Origin of the sequence: Pseudomonas sp. R2-37-08W (assembly GCF_003851705.1) — a bacterium.
Classification (GTDB): Bacteria; Pseudomonadota; Gammaproteobacteria; order Pseudomonadales; family Pseudomonadaceae; genus Aquipseudomonas.
Genome location: NZ_CP027728.1, coordinates 3,685,274 through 3,703,643, shown reverse-complemented (window position 1 = coordinate 3,703,643; position 18,370 = coordinate 3,685,274). Strand labels below are relative to the sequence as shown.

General features: G+C 58.8%; 19 protein-coding genes and 1 pseudogene. 13 read left to right on the top strand and 7 right to left on the bottom strand.

The window, feature by feature from the left end; genetic code table 11:
- The first annotated feature begins 16 nt into the window (after positions 1-16).
- From C4J93_RS17070 to C4J93_RS17060, 3 genes are read left to right on the top strand one after another with little or no spacing between them, the layout of a single operon-like run.
- A complete protein-coding gene (locus C4J93_RS17070; RefSeq protein ID WP_124430010.1) occupies positions 17-940 on the top strand; it encodes an ABC transporter substrate-binding protein in 924 nt (307 codons plus the stop codon).
- A gap of 11 nt (positions 941-951) precedes the next feature.
- Positions 952-2,535, top strand: coding sequence for an FAD-dependent oxidoreductase (locus C4J93_RS17065; protein WP_124430009.1), 1,584 nt, complete (start codon positions 952-954; stop codon positions 2,533-2,535).
- 11 nt (positions 2,536-2,546) lie between these two features.
- Positions 2,547-2,969: a RidA family protein gene (locus C4J93_RS17060; protein WP_124430008.1), complete on the top strand. Its 423-nt coding sequence runs from the start codon at positions 2,547-2,549 to the stop codon at positions 2,967-2,969.
- Between the two features lie 6 nt (positions 2,970-2,975).
- On the opposite strand, the gene C4J93_RS17055 is transcribed toward C4J93_RS17060, so the two are convergent.
- The 5 genes from C4J93_RS17055 to C4J93_RS17035 form a co-directional block, all read right to left on the bottom strand.
- Positions 2,976-3,548 carry an HD family hydrolase gene (locus C4J93_RS17055; protein WP_124367567.1) on the bottom strand — a complete coding sequence of 191 codons (573 nt, stop codon included), beginning with the start codon at positions 3,546-3,548 and terminating at the stop codon, positions 2,976-2,978.
- A gap of 86 nt (positions 3,549-3,634) precedes the next feature.
- The gene (locus C4J93_RS17050) at positions 3,635-4,192 is read right to left on the bottom strand and encodes a helix-turn-helix transcriptional regulator (protein WP_124371210.1); all 558 of its coding nucleotides are present in this window, start codon (positions 4,190-4,192) and stop codon (positions 3,635-3,637) included.
- 544 nt (positions 4,193-4,736) lie between these two features.
- A complete protein-coding gene (locus C4J93_RS17045; RefSeq protein WP_124430007.1) occupies positions 4,737-5,567 on the bottom strand; it encodes a 5'-nucleotidase, lipoprotein e(P4) family in 831 nt (276 codons plus the stop codon).
- Positions 5,568-5,606: 39 nt separating this feature from the next.
- Entirely contained in the window at positions 5,607-5,843 is a 237-nt protein-coding gene (locus C4J93_RS17040) for a hypothetical protein (protein WP_124363466.1), read from the bottom strand.
- 73 nt (positions 5,844-5,916) lie between these two features.
- Positions 5,917-6,993 (bottom strand): aldo/keto reductase, encoded by a 1,077-nt coding sequence (locus C4J93_RS17035; protein ID WP_124371208.1) that lies wholly within the window; start codon positions 6,991-6,993, stop codon positions 5,917-5,919.
- A gap of 490 nt (positions 6,994-7,483) precedes the next feature.
- On the opposite strand from C4J93_RS17035, the pseudogene C4J93_RS27775 reads away from it, so the two are divergent.
- The 8 genes and pseudogenes from C4J93_RS27775 to C4J93_RS16990 all read left to right on the top strand — a co-directional run bounded on the left by C4J93_RS27775 (position 7,484) and on the right by C4J93_RS16990 (position 14,775).
- Positions 7,484-8,454 (top strand): annotated as a pseudogene (locus C4J93_RS27775) (cysteine synthase family protein).
- Positions 8,432-8,992, top strand: a complete 561-nt coding sequence (locus tag C4J93_RS17020; RefSeq protein ID WP_124430005.1) for a phosphoribosyltransferase family protein — start codon at positions 8,432-8,434, stop codon at positions 8,990-8,992. The pseudogene C4J93_RS27775 and the gene C4J93_RS17020 overlap by 23 nt, the downstream one beginning before the upstream one ends.
- 19 nt (positions 8,993-9,011) lie before the next feature.
- Entirely contained in the window at positions 9,012-9,929 is a 918-nt protein-coding gene (locus C4J93_RS17015) for a DMT family transporter (protein WP_164485264.1), read from the top strand.
- A complete protein-coding gene (locus C4J93_RS17010) occupies positions 9,926-11,173 on the top strand; it encodes an ATP-grasp domain-containing protein (RefSeq protein WP_124430004.1) in 1,248 nt (415 codons plus the stop codon). The genes C4J93_RS17015 and C4J93_RS17010 overlap by 4 nt, the downstream gene beginning before the upstream one ends.
- A gap of 141 nt (positions 11,174-11,314) precedes the next feature.
- Entirely contained in the window at positions 11,315-11,941 is a 627-nt protein-coding gene (locus C4J93_RS17005; protein ID WP_124430003.1) for a glutathione S-transferase family protein, read from the top strand.
- A gap of 16 nt (positions 11,942-11,957) precedes the next feature.
- Positions 11,958-12,878, top strand: a complete 921-nt coding sequence (locus C4J93_RS17000) for a LysR family transcriptional regulator (protein WP_124430002.1) — start codon at positions 11,958-11,960, stop codon at positions 12,876-12,878.
- Positions 12,878-13,762, top strand: coding sequence for a LysR substrate-binding domain-containing protein (locus C4J93_RS16995; RefSeq protein WP_124430001.1), 885 nt, complete (start codon positions 12,878-12,880; stop codon positions 13,760-13,762). The genes C4J93_RS17000 and C4J93_RS16995 overlap by 1 nt, the downstream gene beginning before the upstream one ends.
- Positions 13,763-13,842: 80 nt before the next feature.
- Positions 13,843-14,775, top strand: coding sequence for a pyridoxamine 5'-phosphate oxidase family protein (locus C4J93_RS16990; RefSeq protein WP_124430000.1), 933 nt, complete (start codon positions 13,843-13,845; stop codon positions 14,773-14,775).
- Positions 14,776-14,803: 28 nt separating this feature from the next.
- Here the strand turns inward: C4J93_RS16990 and C4J93_RS16985 are convergent, their stop codons facing one another.
- Positions 14,804-15,031 carry a hypothetical protein gene (locus C4J93_RS16985; RefSeq protein WP_124429999.1) on the bottom strand — a complete coding sequence of 76 codons (228 nt, stop codon included), beginning with the start codon at positions 15,029-15,031 and terminating at the stop codon, positions 14,804-14,806.
- A 299-nt stretch (positions 15,032-15,330) separates the two neighbouring features.
- Here C4J93_RS16985 and C4J93_RS16980 point away from each other — a divergent pair, with 299 nt between their 5' ends.
- Positions 15,331-16,278 (top strand): type III secretion protein, encoded by a 948-nt coding sequence (locus C4J93_RS16980; protein WP_218566842.1) that lies wholly within the window; start codon positions 15,331-15,333, stop codon positions 16,276-16,278.
- A gap of 123 nt (positions 16,279-16,401) precedes the next feature.
- Positions 16,402-17,271, top strand: a complete 870-nt coding sequence (locus C4J93_RS16975; protein WP_256660084.1) for a hypothetical protein — start codon at positions 16,402-16,404, stop codon at positions 17,269-17,271.
- Between the two features lie 151 nt (positions 17,272-17,422).
- Here the strand turns inward: C4J93_RS16975 and C4J93_RS16970 are convergent, their stop codons facing one another.
- Positions 17,423-17,731 carry a DUF6124 family protein gene (locus C4J93_RS16970; protein WP_124429998.1) on the bottom strand — a complete coding sequence of 103 codons (309 nt, stop codon included), beginning with the start codon at positions 17,729-17,731 and terminating at the stop codon, positions 17,423-17,425.
- Between the last annotated feature and the right edge of the window lie 639 nt (positions 17,732-18,370).

Here is an 18,370-nt window from a genome sequence, read left to right as displayed (position 1 = left end):
CAAGGAGTGACTGCCCATGTTTAACCATCCCCTGCGCGTGGCCGTGCTGGCGCTTGCCGTCGGCACCGCACAACACGCGCTCGCTGTGCAGCAGGTCGACCTCAGCCCCGACCGCCCGCGCATTCATGCGCCACGTAACGAGGCGGCCATCGCGCAAATCCCGCCGGGCTTCAAGTTCGCCCAGGCGGGCAAGTTCACCGTGGCCGTGTCCGGTGTGGCCGGGCCGCCATTGGCGCTGCTGGCCAGCGATGACAAGACCACCATTGGCAGTGAAGCCGACACCGCGCAGTTGGTCGCCGACAGCCTCGGCCTGGAACTGAACGTTGTGCAGACCAGTTGGGAGGACTGGCCCCTGGGCGTCAGTTCGGGCAAGTACGACGCGGTGATCAGCAACGTCACCGTGACCGAGGCGCGCAAGAAGCGCTTTGACTTCGCCACCTATCGACAGGATGTGCTCGGGTTTTACGTCAAGAGCACCAGCCCGATCAGCGAGATCAAACAGGCCGCCGACATTGCCGGGCTGAAGATCATCGTCGGCTCCGGGACCAATCAGGAAAAAGTCTTGCTGGCGTGGAACGAGGCCAATGAAAAGGCCGGCCTCAAGCCTGCGCTGTTGCAGTACTTCGACGACCAGGCCGCCGCGCAGCTGGCGGTGCAGTCGGGGCGCAGCGATGCGTTGTTCGGGCCTAACTCGGTGTACGCCTATTCGGCGGCGATCACCGGCGGCATCAAGCGCGTCGGCACCGTCAACGGCGGCTGGCCGTTGCAGGCGGATATCGCCGTGACTACGCGCAAGGACAACGGCCTGGTCAAGCCGATCCACACCGCCCTGGAAGGTGCGATTGCCGGAGGGCAATACGCGCAGGTGCTGCAGCGCTGGGGGCTGGATGTGGAGCGCGTCGATGCATCGCTGATCAACCCACCGGGCCTGCCGGATTAGGAGTCGCGAACATGACACTGACACGACGTGAAGCGCTGTCCGGCATTGCTGCAGTCGGCGGCGAAAAGGCGGTCAAGGATGCGCTGGCCGCATTGGGCCTGGGGCCGTCTTCACACCGGCGCCCGCAACCGCTGAAACTCAAGGACGGCGTGGGGCAGGGCACCCGCGTGCTGGTGCTGGGCGCCGGAATTGCCGGGCTGGTGACCGCGCTGGAACTGAGCCGGGCCGGGTTCGCCGTGCAGGTGCTGGAGGCGCGCGACCGCGTGGGCGGACGCACCTGGACCCTGCGCAACGGTGACCGCGTGGACTACACCGATGGCCGCTCGCAGACGGTGGCGTTCGATCCGGGCCAGTATTTCAACGCCGGCCCTGCGCGTATTCCCAGCCAGCATCGCACGATCCTCGACTATTGCAGCGAATTGGGCGTGCCCCTGGAAGTGCTGGTCAACAGCAGCCATGGCGCCCAGGTGCGGCCCGACCTGCAGCAACCGGCGTTCACCGTCGGCCGGGCGGTCAACGATGCACGCGGGCATCTGTCCGGCTTGCTCGCCAAGGCGGTGCAGCGTGATGCGCTTGACGACGTCTTGACCCTTGATGAACGCACGCGACTGCTCGCGTTCCTGCAGGTGTATGGCGACCTTTCCCAAGCGCTGGCGTACGAGGGCAGCTTGCGTTCCGGCCACCTGGAATCGCCTGCGCACCCCGGTGCACTGCCGGCCAGCGCGCGGCCGCTCGACCTTGAGCGCCTGCTGCATCCAGAGCTGTGGGGCGCGCTGCTGCACACCGAATTCCCGGAGTTTTCGGCGACCATGTTCCAGCCGGTGGGCGGCATGGACCGGATCACCGAGGCGTTCTACCAGCGCGTGCGCGAGCAGGTGCAACTGGGCGCACAGGTACGGCAGATTCGCCAGTTGGACGACGGCGTCGCGGTGACCTATCACGACCAGCACAGCGGCCGTGAACAGGTGGTGCGCGCTGATTACCTGGTCTCTACCTTGCCGCTGCCGTTGCTGGCCAAACTCGACACCGACTTCAGCGACCCGATCAAGGCGGCCTTGCTCAGCACCCGCAGCGACCAGGCAACCAAAGTGGCGTGGCAATCGCCGCGCTTCTGGGAAACCGATTACCGCACTTATGGCGGCCTGTCCTGGGTTGAGCACCCGGCGCGCTTGCTGTGGTACCCGAGCAACGACCTCAATACCCGCGAAGGCGTGCTGGTGGCCGGTTACGTCACCGGGGAGGGCGCCGACGTGTTCGGCGCGCAGTCGTTCGACGCGCAATACGCCGCTTCCCGGCACGCCGTGGAACTGCTGCATCCCGGTTACTCCAGGCACCTGCGCCATCCGTTGGCGGTGTCCTGGGAGCAGATCCCCTACAGCGAAGGCCCGTGGCTGCAACGCGAACACTTCCCGGCCGATGCCAGCGCGCTGCTCGAACAGGCCCACGGCCGCGTGTACTTCGCCGGCGACGGTCTGGTGCAAAGCGGCGTGGGCATCTGGCAGGAATCGGCGGCCAATTCGGCGCGGCATGTGGTTGCGCAACTGGCCGAGCGCGTCACCCAACAACGACAGATCGCGGCCGTGGCCGCCTCTTGAGGAGCAACACCATGAGCGACAGTATCCAACGCACCAGCGTCGGCGATTTCCCCATCTCGCAAACCGTGACCGTACCGGCCTCGGCCAGCCTGATCTTCGTCAGCGGCACCTTGCCGGACCTGGCCGACCCGAACGTCCCCGGGGTTTACGGCAACACCGAAGTGCAAACGGTTTCGGTGTTCAACAAACTGCGCAAAATCCTTCAGCAGCAGGACCTGGACCTGGGCGATATCGTGCAGTTGCGGGTGTTTCTGGTCGGCGCTGCGCAAACCGACGGCAAGCTGGATTTCGCCGGGCTGCAGCGCGGTTACACGCAGTTCTTCGGCACCCCCGAACAACCGAACAAACCGGCGCGCACCGCGTTGCAGGTGGTGGCGCTGCCCCTGCCGGGGGCGTTGGTGGAAGTGGAGGCGGTGGCGGCCAGGGCCGGGTGATGTCAGTCACTGCGCGGCGTCGAGGCGTTCCTGAGTAGCGCGGTCGATCAGCGCACGCAGCGCCTCGAATAAGGGCTCGGCATCCGTATGTTTCTTGCCGTATGCCAGGTTGAAAGCGTAATCGAAATCCGGCGGGTTGAGGCCCTGGGTGTGCTGCAGCAAGGTCTCCAGCTTGTCCATCGCCTTGACGGCTTTGGCTTCCGGCGACAGTGCGTTCTCGTAGTCATCCCACAGCGTCAGAATCTGGCTTTTCAGGGGCCCATCCAGGGCTTGGGTCAACTGCAGCAGGTCGCGCCGCTCCTGCTCGCCCTTGTTGGGAAACGCCGCCTGGCTGACTGCTGGAATGTCACCGTTAATGGCTTCGCCCAAGTCATGGATCACGCACATCTTGAGGATTTTAAGCAGGTCCAGGCCGGGCAGTTGATCGGCGAACACCATCGCCATCAGGCACAGGCGCCAACTGTGTTCGGCGGTACTTTCCGTGCGTCCCGAAGCGGTGTGGGCGCTTCTGAGCACGTCCTTGAGTTTCTCGGCTTCGCGCAGAAAGTCGAGGCGGCCTTTGATTTTTTCGAAGTCCATGACGCTGCCTCCATCAGGTTGATGATGCAGGTAAGCCTAGGTGCGCTGGCGCGGTGCGTCCACGCATAAAAAATGCACGAGGCCGGTCAGAGCGTCTCGACCAGACGCGCGGCGCTGCCATCGCTGAGGATCAGGCGTGTCCAGCGACACAGGCTCGGGCGGATCGGCACGAGGCTGGAGTCGTTGCTGCCGGTGCTGAATTGAAGCGCCGGCGGCGCTTGGTTCTCGCGCCAGCCGGTGTGATCCAACGCGGCTTCGACCTGGCGGATTTCCGCTGTCGCATAACGCCACAGCGATTGGCCCATCAAGTCGACCAATGGGCGGCTGAACTGGGCGGCGCGGGAGGGCGAACAGGCCAGGAGGCGGTGCGTCAGGTCGCACACCAGGTGTACGGCGCGCGAGCTGTCTCTGACCAGCCCAGCCAGGGCCTGATCAGCTGCGGTGTCAAGCCGAGCGGACAGCAACCGTTCCAGCTGTTGGTGCGCGGCAGCGTCCATGGCTTGCAGGCCATTCTCCCAGCGGGACAGCGTCGATTGGTTTACGTTGAACATCTGTGCGGCATGGGTTTGCTTGACGCGGTGTAACAGGCGCCATCGGCGCAGCGCAATGCCCGGAATGGCGGGCTGGAGTATCAGGGCGGGCATTTCGCGTTTCCTCGTCAATGACATAGTGACATAGGTAATCTACACAACTTTTTAGCAGCCTACGGTAACCACGATGCGAAGCGAGCCGCTCTTGCTTGTGATCTTGCTTTTGATCTAGGCGCCCCGTTAAACCACGCTGGCCGGAATTCGATATTGATTTGGGGGGTAAACCGGCAGGGATGCCGGTTTAGCCGCCCCGCGCCATGGATGGCGCGTGGCGGCGGCCCCCCAAATCACTGTCGGATTACGGGCACACCGAGCCTGGGCGAGGTGCCGAGTGGTGGGGCAAGAGCGTTTTGCTTACTTTTGCGCTTTTCAAAAGTGAGACGCCGTAAGGGCGGAACCCATAGCAGCCGTTACCGCAGCAACGGATATGTACTCGCTCTGATCCAGCATCTTGGTCGGCTGTCAGGCCGCCATCGGGAGCAAGCCCCCTCCCACATTTAGGTCGCGGGGTATCAGTTAGAGAGGCTTCGGCTCCCGAGCCGCTACAGGTTTAGGGCCGTGCCAAAGTTGTGTAGATACCTATGGACAAGCCGGCGGGCTACAACTGCAACGCCTGCTGTTTGAGCCTGCGCTTTTGCTCGAATGGCAACGTTTCATTATCCCCATACGGCGCGCTGTACCAGTTGCCGTAAGTCGGATTGGGCAGCAGAAACCAGCGCTGCCCCAGCCAGTTCACATAGGGCGCCACTGCCTTGCGCTGGGCCGCCAGGGTGTTGTGCTCGGCCTGTACGAAATCCCCCAGGGAATCGCCGGCCATCAGCAGCACGCGCGCGTGGCTGGCGACCCATTGGCGGCGGCAGGTCTTGCCGTAGCCGGCGCTTTCGCAATGGCCGATGGGGGTGCTGGCGGCCAGGATCTGTTCGTCGCGCTCGATCGGAAAACCACGCAAGCGCAGGTTTCTGACTGTGGCCGCGACCTGGCTGTGTTCGCGGTTGGTGAGGTAATAGACCTCGATGCCTTTTTGCCGGGCCGCCTGCAGGAACGCCACCGAACCGGGCAGCGCCTGGGCCTTGGCTTGATCGACCCAGGTGTTCCAGCGGTCATAGGAATAGACCTGGTTATGGATAATGTCACGGGCATTGAGCGGCACGTTGTCCAGCAGGGTTTCGTCGATATCGACCACCACGGCCGGGGGCAATCCTTTCAAATCCCGGGCAGGCAAGGGCAGGGCGTCCCAGGTGGGATCGGCCAGGGCTGCATCGAGTTGGCGGGTAGCGTTGGCGAACATCTGGCGGTAGATCAACTCGTGCTCGATGGAGGTCTGGGTCCAGAGCACGGCGTCGAGCTGGTCGTTGGCCGGTGGGGTTTGCTGGCAGCCGGTGAGGGCAATGGATAAAAGGCAGGCGCTGGCGAAAATCAGGTTGCGCATTGAAAGGCTCTCAGCGGTGGGTAGGCTCAATCATAAACGCTACCCATCGGCCTTGCGATCAATCCAATGGGTCTTGATGCCCTTGGCCCACGCCACCGTATAGAAACAGCTGAGCAGCACGATGCCCCATTGCTCGGCATTGATCGACGACCAGAACCAGAATGGCTGGCCGGCCATGCCGAACAGGCAGGCGTAGCGGCGTACATGCAGGCGTTTGCTTTGGCTGAACCAGATAGCGACGACGCCGAGGGCGGCGATCATGATTTGCGCGATCAAAGCGATCTCCTTGATCAAGGTGAGAGGGCACAGGCCCCTCCCACCTGTTGAACGGCTGTGTGTCGCCGAAGGGTTATTTGTCCTTGCGCGCATCCATGGTTTTTTGATGCTCGGCAAGGAACGGCTGCTCCGCCGGATCGAAGCGATCGATCCCTGCGGTAAACCGATGCCAGTACGGATACAGCGGCTGGCGACGCGTCACGGCCTCGATGCGTGAGGATTGCTCCTCGGTCAGCTTCAGCTCGGTGGCGGCAAGGTTGTCGCGCAGATGCGCCTCGGTGCGGGCGCCGACGATCAGCGAGGTGATCCCCGGGCGATCCTTGAGCCACGCCAGGCAAGTGCGCGCCACCGAGACCCCGTGTTCATCGCCCACGGCAGCCAGGGTTTCGATGATGTCCAGCGCGCGTTCCTGGTCGTGCACGTAGGGTTCCGGCCAGTCGCTGCCCTGGCGGGTGTTGGCCGGTGGTTTATGTCCGCGCCGGGTCGAACCGGTCAGCAGGCCTTCACCCATCGGCCCCCATACCAGCGTACCGACCTGCTGGTCCAGTGCCAGCGGCAGCAGCTCGTACTCGGCCTCGCGGGATTCGGGGGTGTAGTAGATCTGCTGGGTGATCGGCTTGAGCATGCCATGCAACTCGGCCTTGCCCAGGGTTTTCATCATTTGCCAGGCGGTGAAGTTGCTGGTGCCGAAGTAGCGGATCTTGCCCGAACCGACCAACAGGCGCAGCGCCTCGAGCGTCTCCTCGATGGGCGTCAGGCCGTCCCAGTTGTGCAGTTGGTACAAATCGATATGGTCGGTGCCCAGGCGCTTCAAGCTGGCTTCACAGGCGCGGATCAGGTGATAGCGCGATGAGCCGGAATTGTTCGGGTTCTGGTCCACCGGGCTGCGGCCCTTGGTTGCCAGCAGGATGTCGTTGCGCTTGTCGCCCAGGGCTTTACCGACCACTTCCTCGGCGAGGCCATGGGAGTAAAGGTCGGCGGTGTCGATCATATTCACCCCGGCGTCGAACGCGATATCGAACATACGCCTGGCCTGGGGCACGTCCACCGCACCGCATTTCTCGAACTCGGCGCGACCGCCAAAAGGCACGGTGCCCAGGATGATTTCCGAGACCAGCAGGCCGGAATGACCCAGTTGTCGGTATTGCATGTTGCCTCCTACTTTGCGTTGCACGTGAAGGTGTGAACGATGAGGGTGGCGATAGTTTGAATTTTTTCATGAAAACTTCGCGCCACAGGTTGTTGGTGAGGCAATCAGGAATCCCACCGCCTCCCCGGCATGAGGACTGGCGCGGTTCGACCCGTGATTGGTTTTTTGTGGCGGCGTCAGTGTTGGGCACGGTAGGGGTAGTGCTGTTGACGTACCGGCGGTGGTTCTCGGGCAGTCATCGGATTTTGCAGGAGCGGTTTGAGGAGTGCGCTTGTAAGTTAAAAGTACTGTAGGAAAGTTCCTTGGTGTGTATTAATAATTAACCCCAAACGGAGTTTTTGGGCGTACTGGCGGAAAGTTCTTACATATATTTCTTCGGGCGAATAGATGGGTGTTTTACCTGTGCCTACCTATCCGTTTTGCTAGCTATTATTTCTTCAAATGATTTGCTAGCGTTTGAGGCTACCGCAACGTGTTCAGGGGTTTGGAGATGGAGCTGAAGGATATTGGCAACACGCCGCTAGTCGAATTGGCGTCGCTTTCCCAAAATGGGAATAGGGTCTTTTCCAAATGCGAGTTTCTGAACCCTTCCGGAAGCCATAAGGATCGAACGTATTTAAATATTTTGAGCCGGCTGGAAGAGACTCGACTTATTACGCCGGGTATGACGCTGGTTGATTGCTCTACTGGAAATGGAGGCGCTGCACTGGCTTGGATCGGCAGAGTGAAAGGCTATAAGGTAAAGATATTTATGCCTGAGGGTATGACTGAAGAGCGAAAAACGCAAATACGCTCTTATAATGCTGAAATAGTGGAAACTCCAAAAGAATTGTTTTTGTCGGGTTCAGTGTTCCACGCGAAAAAATACTTGTCGGAAAACTCGTCTGAGAATAGCTATTATCTGGATCAGTCGAATTGTTTGCTGAATAAAGACGGTTGGAGGATATGTGGCAGTGAAATAGTTAGGCAGTTGGGTGTGCATAAGATCGTGCCCGATCTTTTTGTATGTTCAATCGGCACAGGGGCACATTCTCTGGTATTGCTGAGGTATTAAAGCAAGCGTACGGCGAAATTAAAACGATAGCGTTGGAAGTTAGTAGTTCGGCGCCTTTGTTCTCGCAGAGAAATAAGCTGCCGTTCAATCATCGTCCCCACAATTTAATGGGGTTGGGCGCGGGGGTAATGTCGCCTAATACAGATCCCGATTTAGTTGATGAGGTAAGACTGATTGATGGCTCTGACGCGTGGTCTCGGATGAAACACTTCATTAGGGCAGAAAAGATTCCCATCGGACCAACCTGTGGCGCTAACCTGTTGATGTGTGATGAGCTGGTTCGAACGCTCAAAAACAAAACCATAGTTACCGTGTTTTTTGATAGTTCGTGGAAGTATGCGAGCCGTTGGGATGGGCTTTATCCTGAGTACAGTGAGGTGAATCATGTTGCTGGAAGAGATTTATAGAAAAGCCAACGTCGTATGGTCAGGGAAATCACTCACCACCGTGAATGAGTTTACTGATCAGATACCTGCATTGCGACCAGAAGTTCTAATGGAGGTTGCTCATAAAGTAATCAAGGTAATGAGTCATGATATTTCGAAAATTGTCACAGAGGAGGATAAGGGTGTGGCATTGGCAACCACCGTCGCTCTGTTAACAGGCATTCCCTTAGCCGTAGCGAGGTGGTATTCCTATAGTCTTGGCGGTTTCAATGAGCAGGTAGTTGCTATTGAGTCTGAATACTTTCACGGGCAGCTCTATCTTAATGGAGTTGAGGCAGGTGATCGAGTCATCATTATTGATGACACATTAAGTTCTGGTGGTGCGGTCATTGCATTGGTCGAAGCTGTAAAAGCAGCTGGGGGTGAGTTGGTAGATATCGTATGCGCCGTAGAGAAGGTTGGAAACGGTGGGGCTGATAATGTAAGGAGAGCGACGGGACTTGCCGTTAAAACAATTATGAAAGTGGCGGTTAGCGAGAATGGGGTGAGTATTGAATGAAAACCATCGAGCGCGCTAAATGTTAATGCAACGAACCGGATTGATCATCGGCTTGGTATTTTGCTTGATCAGTGCAGCGTTCGACGTCTACGTCGCATTGATCACCCAATCGATCAGTACGCTGAACGTTATCTTTTATTGTTTTATCACATCAGCCTGTTTTTTTGGTGCTTGGGCGTTCTTTCGAAATATGCGTTCGCTGTGCTCCAAATTAATAGCCCAATGGCCATTGGTTGTGATGGTCAATCTTGCGGTTCTACTCAATTGGGGAGGGCTTTTCTACGCGCTGCGTTATCTCGAACCTGCAGTAGTTGGGGTTGCCTCGGTAGCCTGTGGTCCTGCACTCACGTTGGTTATTTCGTTGCTTAACAAACGTAGCGTCAAGGTTGCTCTCGCGGATGCGCTGGTTTCATGGCTGGTACTCATCTCGGTAGCGATCATGTTGTTTAATTCCTTTATGGGGGACAGTGGTGTAGTCACCACCACCGGCGGGCAGCGAGTCCTGGGTATTGCTAGCGTATTGGCGTGCGCGTTGGGCACGGTCATGTACACGGTTTTCTCCAAGGAAATGTTCGCTCGCCAATGGTCTGTCTACGAGATTCTGGGTATTAGGAATATCGCAATGGTTGGCGTTTGTGCCGTTGCAATTCCTGCCACGGGGGGCAGTTTTTTACTCGATCGTGAGTTGATTTCGCCTATGGCTGTGCTGGTGGTGTTAGGGCATTTGCTGCCTATTTACCTGATCCAGAAAACTATCTATTACCTCACGCCTATTCACGTTTCCCTGGTATTGCTGACGCTTCCTGTATTTGTCTTGTTGCTCCAGTACATGGATGCAAGAGTTGAATTCTCCTTTGCCAGCGTTGCAGCGGTTACTGTGATTGTTTTTTTGCTGTTGGGCAGGGCGTTGCATGCATTGAAAAGGGAGGTTGTATGAGAGTCGTCATGGTCGATGGGTTTTCATCCGGGAAGTTCTTGGCGAAGCGATTGAAGGACGAAGGCTGTGTACTGGTGCATGTGGCTTCATCAGAAACGCTGGACAGTTACTATTACAAGGGTTTTGACTGCGCGCTCTATGAGCAGATGATCGTCAATCGTGATTTTGCAACGACTTTGGCGGAAGTCCAACGCTTCAAACCGCAGTTCATTCTTGCAGGCGCAGAAACGGGTGTGCTCCTGGCTGACTATCTGAATGAGCGATTGCAACTGCCTTATCGCAATCATTTCGACAAAACCAACGCGCGTCGAAACAAGTACGAAATGATCCAGTGCATAACCCAGGCGCAGATTCCGGCTGCACGGCAGTTCATGGCTGGTTGTTGGGAGGCTGCTCAACATTGGATCGATGAGCACGGACGTTATCCGGTGGTCATCAAACCCCTCGAAAGCGCAGGCGCCGATGGTGTGTTTATCTGTGAAGATAGGCACGCCTGCAAGGCTGCTGTGGAGCGTCTGTTGGGGACGACCAATAAGTTGGATATTCCTAACACCCAAGTTCTTATTCAGGAATATCTGGCGGGGCTGGAGTATGTGGTGAATATGGTCTCCCTCAACGGACAACAGCTTGTTACTGAAGTCGTACGTTACCAAAAGCAGCGAACGCCAACCGGCGGCATTCTCTACGACATCGATGAACTGATGGGGGCCGATTCGCCGATTTATCCGGTGCTTGTCGACTACACGCGAACAGTGGTGCGGTGTCTCGGCATTCAAAACGGTCCTAGCCATGCGGAGGTCATGTTTACTGAAGACGGGCCGAAATTAGTGGAAATTGCCGCCCGCACCGACGGCATTCTTCGACCAGACGTCTCAAGGAAAACCACTGGCCTTGGACAGATCGACGCTGTGGTTTTATCCCTCCTGCAGCCGGAGGTCTTTCGGCAGCGGTTGGCACGGAAGGTTGATTATCGGCGCCTGCAACATGCCTACAACGTTTGCTTGATCAACCGCTCAGAAGGCCGCTTCGAAAAGGATGGTTTTTTGCAGCAACTGCTCAAGCTCGAGTCGTTTTTCGAGGCAGTGTTTTACGTTGAAAGCGGCCAGCCGATAGGCGTGACCCAGGATGTATTCAGTCAGCCGGGCACGGTGTATCTGGTTCATACCGACCCAGTGGTGATCGAGGCGGATTACCGCGGGATTCGCGCACTCGAATTCCAGGGAGCTTATCTGACTGCCGGCTAGCAGCGTCAGCGCGGAATCGCGTTATTGTTTCATTATCTGAAATGCTGGATTGTACAATCTGGTAATTCCGCTGACGGTTGGTACATAAGAAGATTGCAGCCATCGACACAATATCCGGTCGACAACGCCCTGGAGTCCGTCATGCCCGCAATCAAACTGTATGGTTTCCCCTTGTCCGGCCACTCCCATCGGGCCGAGCTGATGCTGTCCCTGCTGGGACTGCCTATGGAATTTATCCTGGTGGACCTCAAGCAAGGCGCGCATAAATCGCCCGAATTCATCGCCACCCTTAACCGCTTCGGCCAAGTGCCGGTGATCGACGATGGCGGGACGATACTGGCGGACTCCAATGCCATCCTGGTCTACCTGGCTGCCACCTATGGCAACGGCCAGTGGTTGCCCGCTGATCCGGTCGGGCAGGCACAGGTGCAGCGTTGGCTCTCGGCGGCGGCCGGTCAGTTGCATGCCGGGCCTGCCACTGCGCGGTTGGCCACGGTGTTTGGCGCCGACGTGGATGCGGACGTCGCCATCAACCGCGCCCATGCGCTGCTGAACGTGATGGAGCAGCAACTGGGTGAGAGCCGCTTCCTGGCTGGCGATTCGCCGAGCATTGCCGATATCGCGTTCTACACCTACACGGCCCATGCGCCGGAAGGCAATGTGTCGCTGGCCGACTATCCTCAGGTGCGCGCCTGGCTGGCCAGCATTGAAGCGCTGCCGGGTTTCGTCGGCATGCCGCGCACGGCGGCGGGTCTGCAATCAGAGTAACCAGCAAGGGGCGTCGATGGACCGTTTTCATGAAATGCAGGTGTTCCTCGCGGTGGCCGACGAGGGCGGCTTTGCCGCCGCCGCAAGGCGTCTGAACACCTCGCCGCCCAGCGTGACCCGGGCGATTGCCGCCATGGAACAACGCATCGGCACCCAGCTGCTGGCGCGCACCACCCGCAGCCTGCACCTGACCGAAGCCGGGCAGCGTTACCTGGAAGACTGTCGGCGCATCCTCGCCGAGCTGGACGAGGCCGAGGAAGCGGCAGCGGGCAGTTATTCGATCCCCTGCGGGCAACTGAATGTGACCGCCCCGGTGCTGTTCGGCGAGCTGTTCGTGGCGCCGACGCTGGGCGATTATCTCGACCGCTTTCCCCAGGTGAACATCAATGCGCTGCTGGTCGACCGTGTGGTCAATATGAGCGACGAAGGCGTCGACGTGGCCGTGCGCATCGGTCATCTGCACGAGCCGGGGCAGCAGGCGATCAAGGTCGGTGAAGTGCGCCGGGTGGTGTGCGCGTCGCCCGCTTACCTCGACCGGCATGGGCGCCCCCAGCGGCCTGAACACTTGCGTGAAGCGAAGATCGTGGCCTCATCCGCCAGCCAACGCCTGGATGAATGGGCGTTTGTCGACGCCGGCCAGGCGCTGACGGTAGCTATCGAACCGCGCCTGGTGGTCACTGCGAACAACGCCGCGATCAACCTGGCGCGCCTGGGCTGGGGCATGACGCGGGTGCTGTCGTATCAGGTGGCGGCGGCGGTGGCGGCGGGTGAGCTGGAGCTTGTGCTGCAGGATTTCGAGCCGGCAGCGCTGCCGGTGCAGGTGGTATTCCAGAACAACGGGCGAGTGCCGGCCAAGGTCCACACCTTCGTCGATTTCCTTGCCGATCGGCTGGGGCATGACGTGGCCCTGAAACCGCTGATTAAGCCGCGCGACTGATGGAACGTTATCGCGATATGCAGTTGTTCGCGGCGCTGGCCGGGCAACCGAGCCTGGCGGCGGCGGCGCGCGTGGCGCAGGCCTCCGGCCCGACCCTGGTGCGGGCGATTGCACGTCTGGAAGCGCGTTTGCGCGTAACGTTGTTGCAGCGCAGTACCCGTGGGGTCAGCCTGACCGACGCGGGCGACGCCTATATGGCCGACTGTGTACGGCTGCTGGCGGCGGTGAAGGCGGCTGAAGCCTCGGCCAAAGGTTTGCACAGCCAGGCCCAGGGCAATCTGCGGGTATTCTTGCCGTTGCTGTTCAGCCGCTATGTGATGGCGCCGGTACTGGCCGCGTATATGGACCGTTACCCGCAGGTACGTGTGGTCGCTCACTATCACGACTACTACCCGAACCTGCACGAAGAAGGGCTGGACGTGGCGGTGCTGGTCGGCGAGTTGCCCAGCTCGTCATTGATCGCACGGCCGGTGGGGCACGTACGGCATATCCTCTGCGCCAGCCCCGGCTACCTGGCCGCCCACGGAGAACCGCAGCATCCCGCCGCCCTCAAGCAACATCATTTGATCGCCAATGCCGACCCGGTGCAGTGGGACTTCGCGCACTATCAGCTCAAGGCCCGCGCACGGCTGCGCTGCGCCACGGTGCAGGGTTCCATCAATGCGGCCTTGACGGGGGCAGGGCTGCTGCGTTGCCTGAGCTACCCGGTGCACGAGCACTTGCTGAGCGGCCGGCTGCGTCGCGTATTGCCTGGCTTTGAATTGCCTGCGGTACCGGTGCAGGTGGTGTATCGCGAAGGTCGCCATGCGTCCATGCGCGTGCGCAGTTTTGTCGATGACTGTGTGGCGGCCTTGCGCGAGCACCCGGCGTTTCAGTTGGCGTAACAGTGGATTGCCTGGGGTGGTCATTCTCTCGGCGACAGGTCAGGCGCAGCATCCAGCTATCACAACGAGAGGTGAACGCCATGAACGCGATCGACGCATCCCCCTGGCATAGCGGCGAAAGGCAACTGCAGGAAAGTGCCGGCGTGGCCGAACGCATGGCCGTGATCGGCCCCAAGGTCATACGCGATCATCTGCCGGAGCAGCATCGCGATTTCTTTCCCTTGTTGCCTTACCTGATGCTGGGCGTGGTGGATGAACACGGCATTCCATGGGCAACGATGCTCGAAGGCGCGCCAGGCTTCGCCCATTCGCCTGATCCGCAGCGGTTGCAAATCGACAGCCTGCCCTGCAGAAGCGATCCCGCCGGGGCGGGCCTAGCGGTCGGCGCGTCCGTCGGCGTGCTCGGTATCGACTTGAACACCCGCCGTCGCAATCGCATGAACGGGCGCATCGGCGCGCTGGATCACGACGGCTTTGCGGTGGACGTGGTGCAGAGCTTCGGCAATTGTCCCAAATACATCCAACTGCGACCTGTCGATACCATTGCGCGCAAACCTGGCAGCGTGGCTGAGCGCAGCGACAGCCTGGATGGCGCTGCACACACAATGATCCGCAATGCCGACACCTTCTTCGTCGCCAGTTATGTCGACCTGCACGGCGAGCGCTTGGTGGATGTTTCCCATCGCGGCGGCAGCACCGGTTTTGTGCGGGTCGAGGGCAATGTGCTGACCATTCCGGATTTTGCCGGCAACCTGTTCTTCAACACCCTCGGCAACCTGCAAGCCAACCCGGTGGCGGGGTTGTTGTTCATCGATTTTGAATCGGGTGACGTGCTGCAAGTGGCCGGGCGTACTTCGCTGATCCTCAGCGGGCCGCAAGTGGCCGAGTTCGAAGGGGCGCAGCGGTTATGGACGGTGACTGTGGAACAGGTGGTCCGCCGTCCGGCAGCATTGGCCTTGCGCTGGCAGTTCGTCGAGTTTTCGCCCTATAGCCTGGCGATGGGAAGCTGGTAGCCAGGCGCGGTCTGCCCGGCGCTGGAGGTCAAATGTGGGAGGGGGCTTGCTCCCGATAGCGGCGGTTCAGCTGGCTCATTTGTGGCTGATGCACCACCATCAAATCGCTTGCGGCAGCTGGAATTACGCTGAGGATTGTTCGGATGAAAACGTCGCCGTTGAGGAATTGTCCGATAGAAATCAGCTGAAATAGAAGGACGTTGTTACCTGTTACGCCTCTGATATCAGGAACCTTTCCCACTGGCTTGCCACGCATGGGGACTTGTTGCATCAATGACCGACGGTGTCGGTTGGCAAGTAATGTTTCCTGAATCGCAGTGTGAGTTGCCTGGTGCGATTCCCATCCTTTGCTAAATGAGGCTATACAAGATGGTCACGCTTAACACGTCTGACACTCGACAGGCTTATTGCGCCTATGCAACGTCTGCGCAAGTTGAAAACACACAGGGCCCTTCAACTTCCGATCGATTCAATCGTTTCGGACAAGTGCCGGCACACCCTGCACTGGGTCGAACTGTCCAGTCGAGCGGTAATGATCGAGCAACAGCTGAGCTGTTGAACTTACTCACGACGCTGGTAACAACACTTAAAACGTGGATGAACGAGGGAAGTTTGCCTCCCACCCCACAGCCACCCGTGACCGTAATACCCAAACCGTTTATTCCCAGGCCGCCGGTCGATAACGCGCCGATCCCCGATGCCGCGCAGCCCAGTAGAAGCCGATGGAAAGAACAACTGGCACCGTTCATGAATCGGTCAGATCTGGCCAGTAGCCGAAACGCTTTCGATACTGAACTTATTGAAATGTTTTCCGATAAAAACAGCGAACCGTCGAACACGTTTTTGTCTGAAAAAGCCCCAGGGCAAAAACCCGACGATATCCGCAACGGGCTGCGCGCCACCTATGAGAACTTTCCCTACCTGGGTACCACGGGCAGAGAAGAACACGTGGCGGCGATCAAGGTGGCCATGGCCACCCTCGGGCAGAGTCCAACCGGGGTGTTCACGCAAGTCGTCAAGAGTGGGGATGGCTATAACGTCACGATGAAAGACGGCTTCAAGCTGCATATCACCGCTGAAGAGCTGCAACTGGCGGCCAAGGCGGCGAAATTCAGTGGCGGCGATGAAGGCATGGTCAAGGATGCGCAATTTCTGTTTGGGGTAATGAGCAAGCGTCAGCACCTGGAGCAGGCGCGCAACAATGCAACGGACCCGTTCTACAGCATTTATGGCAAGGACAGCGCTTACCACGCCCACCGCACTTATCCGGGGGTGCTGGCGGCAGCCGGACAGGGTATCGGCGGCGGTATGGCGTTGTCGTACCTGGGCCTCAAAGAACATATGCAGATCATCGATGCCAGTGCACTGGGCGCGCGCATCGGGGTGCCATTGGACAAGGGCGAGCGACACAAGAATGGTGCGCTCTTTGATGGGGTCATGGAGGGGCAGTTATACAACCAGCCCGTTTCGCCGTCGTTGAAGGTTGTAACGCTTCGCGATTGAGTGGGATAAGTACAGCGTACTAAATCTGCTTATTGTCATTGGAACAGTGGGCCATGGTGATTATGGCGCTCAAGTTTCGTGCGCCTTTTTTTAAGTCAATTATGTGAGTGACTGAAGATGTTAGTGCCTAGCGTTAGTTATGCTGCGCCTGGTTTTGCCGAGGCAAGTGCCGCCGTCATTTCTCCAGGTTCCTCGATTGAAGTTGCACGCGCCGGAGCGGCTGAACAGTTAAATGGGCTAGTCACGGAGTTGGGGCGTTTATTAGTACTGCTGTCAGCGCGATTTAAAACGCAAGTCGACGTGAAACCCTCGCCTGACCCGATGGATAATCTACCTTATGATAACGACTCGGTGAATGAACGGCCCATCGATAATCGCCACGACTTCCTGAAGGGAACATCGACGAATAGGGGCGTCAAACCTGCTGATATTTTCAAGAACTTTTATCAGTTGCAGGAAGGCAACTGCGTGACGATATCCGCCATTAAAGCCGCCATGATGAGATTCGGTCACAACCCTCACGGTATTTACACCTCCGTCCACGCCACCGACGCCGGCTACCGTATCGTCATGCGTGATGGATTCAAGCTGGACATCACCCGTGATGAGTTGCACCAGGCCCGGGCCGGCGCGAACTTCGGCGCCGACCGACCCAATGATGTACTGATCAATGCGCAGTTCTTATATGCCGTCAGCGCCAAGCGCGCGTATCTCGAAAATAATGACGGCACGGCCAATCTGAGCTTTGCCGCCGCGATGCGCAGTTTGAATGATGGCGAGTATCCGGGGCAGGCGTTGCGTCGCCTGGGCTTAAAGAACTTCGTTGCCCCCGCAACCGTCCAAGACTTCCTCAACGGAGCCAGCGGCACGATAGCCGACTTGCGTCATTCAATGGCAGTGGTCGACGGCTTTTTGGATAGTTATGGGGACAAACAGCAACTGAATGGACGCGACTGGAACGGCTATTCCTATATCGGCCTGAAGTTGCTCTAGCGCGTCCGCCAGGCTCGGTGGCTCGCCCCACGCATCGCCCAACGCGGTATACAGATTCACCTGCGCGACCCTTTTTTCTCGCGGCAGCAAAGCCAGTCAATCAAGAAACAGCGCTGAGCTGTGGCGAGGGAGCACGCTCCCTCGCCACATTTTATGAGGTTGTCTTCAACGGCCTCATGCACTCGATAGAGCGGTCCACGGTTGTTTTGGCAATCTCCAGCAAATGCCACACCGCCAGGATCTTCGCCCGCTCAGGGCTGCTCAGCAACTCCCCGCAATCCAACGCCGTTGCCGAAGCGCTGTCGAGCAAGCTGGCGGTGTAGAGCAGCGCGTCTTCGAAGCTCAGGTCTTCGTTGACGCTGTGGAATCCTTGGGTGGGCAGGTAATGGTCGATGGCCCGGTTGAACGCAGCGCGGTCTTTGGCGGGATCGAGGGGTGGATCGGGGAGGACTTTGTTCATGGTGTAGCTCCTTGTGAGTATTGGAGCCGACGCCTCTCGCGACTAAACGAAGGTGGCGGCTGTACGCAGGTTAGTCGACCGGCCACAAGGAAATCCGGCGCGCCCGAAGGCGCCCTGCGCACAGCCACCATAAAACTCCATGTGACCATGCGCCTTGTGACATACCGAGCGACTAAACCCGATCACTGATGAGCAGTGACAGGCCGCAGACTAGCCACCGATTCCAACCGGCACAAGGCGGCGAGGATTGTCTCGGAAACGTCCTGCAATTTAAAGAGATGTGGCTTGCTGGCCCTTTGAAAATGTTTCAGCGGGTGAACGACAGGGGATCGTTCCCACGCTCTGCGTGGTAACGCTTCCTGGGACGCTTCGCGTCCCGCCAACCGCTACTGGACACAGGTGACGCAGAGCGTCACGGCTGCTTTCCCACGCGGAGCATGGGAACGATCGCCTTGGCGGGTGGGCTTGATAACCGCCGGGTATCCAACTGAGACTCCACGATCCAACTGTGGGGACTTGCCCCAATGCCACTGTAGGAGCGAGCTTGCTCGCGAAAAACGGCCAGGCAACGCGTTCATTCTGAATAAACGCGGGGGCCCTGAGTTCTTAGTGAGCAAGCTCGCTCCTACAAAAAAGCCT

Excerpts from the sequence above, each read along its gene's own strand:
- C4J93_RS17070 (WP_124430010.1), top strand. The coding sequence starts at position 17 with ATGTTTAACCATCCCCTGCGCGTGGCCGTGCTGGCGCTTGCCGTCGGC.
- C4J93_RS17065 (WP_124430009.1), top strand. The coding sequence starts at position 952 with ATGACACTGACACGACGTGAAGCGCTGTCCGGCATTGCTGCAGTCGGC.
- C4J93_RS17060 (WP_124430008.1), top strand. The coding sequence starts at position 2,547 with ATGAGCGACAGTATCCAACGCACCAGCGTCGGCGATTTCCCCATCTCG.
- C4J93_RS17055 (WP_124367567.1), bottom strand. The coding sequence starts at position 3,548 with ATGGACTTCGAAAAAATCAAAGGCCGCCTCGACTTTCTGCGCGAAGCC.
- C4J93_RS17050 (WP_124371210.1), bottom strand. The coding sequence starts at position 4,192 with ATGCCCGCCCTGATACTCCAGCCCGCCATTCCGGGCATTGCGCTGCGC.
- C4J93_RS17045 (WP_124430007.1), bottom strand. The coding sequence starts at position 5,567 with ATGCGCAACCTGATTTTCGCCAGCGCCTGCCTTTTATCCATTGCCCTC.
- C4J93_RS17035 (WP_124371208.1), bottom strand. The coding sequence starts at position 6,993 with ATGCAATACCGACAACTGGGTCATTCCGGCCTGCTGGTCTCGGAAATC.
- C4J93_RS17020 (WP_124430005.1), top strand. The coding sequence starts at position 8,432 with ATGTTGCTGGAAGAGATTTATAGAAAAGCCAACGTCGTATGGTCAGGG.
- C4J93_RS17015 (WP_164485264.1), top strand. The coding sequence starts at position 9,012 with ATGTTAATGCAACGAACCGGATTGATCATCGGCTTGGTATTTTGCTTG.
- C4J93_RS17010 (WP_124430004.1), top strand. The coding sequence starts at position 9,926 with ATGAGAGTCGTCATGGTCGATGGGTTTTCATCCGGGAAGTTCTTGGCG.
- C4J93_RS17005 (WP_124430003.1), top strand. The coding sequence starts at position 11,315 with ATGCCCGCAATCAAACTGTATGGTTTCCCCTTGTCCGGCCACTCCCAT.
- C4J93_RS17000 (WP_124430002.1), top strand. The coding sequence starts at position 11,958 with ATGGACCGTTTTCATGAAATGCAGGTGTTCCTCGCGGTGGCCGACGAG.
- C4J93_RS16995 (WP_124430001.1), top strand. The coding sequence starts at position 12,878 with ATGGAACGTTATCGCGATATGCAGTTGTTCGCGGCGCTGGCCGGGCAA.
- C4J93_RS16990 (WP_124430000.1), top strand. The coding sequence starts at position 13,843 with ATGAACGCGATCGACGCATCCCCCTGGCATAGCGGCGAAAGGCAACTG.
- C4J93_RS16985 (WP_124429999.1), bottom strand. The coding sequence starts at position 15,031 with ATGCGTGGCAAGCCAGTGGGAAAGGTTCCTGATATCAGAGGCGTAACA.
- C4J93_RS16970 (WP_124429998.1), bottom strand. The coding sequence starts at position 17,731 with ATGAACAAAGTCCTCCCCGATCCACCCCTCGATCCCGCCAAAGACCGC.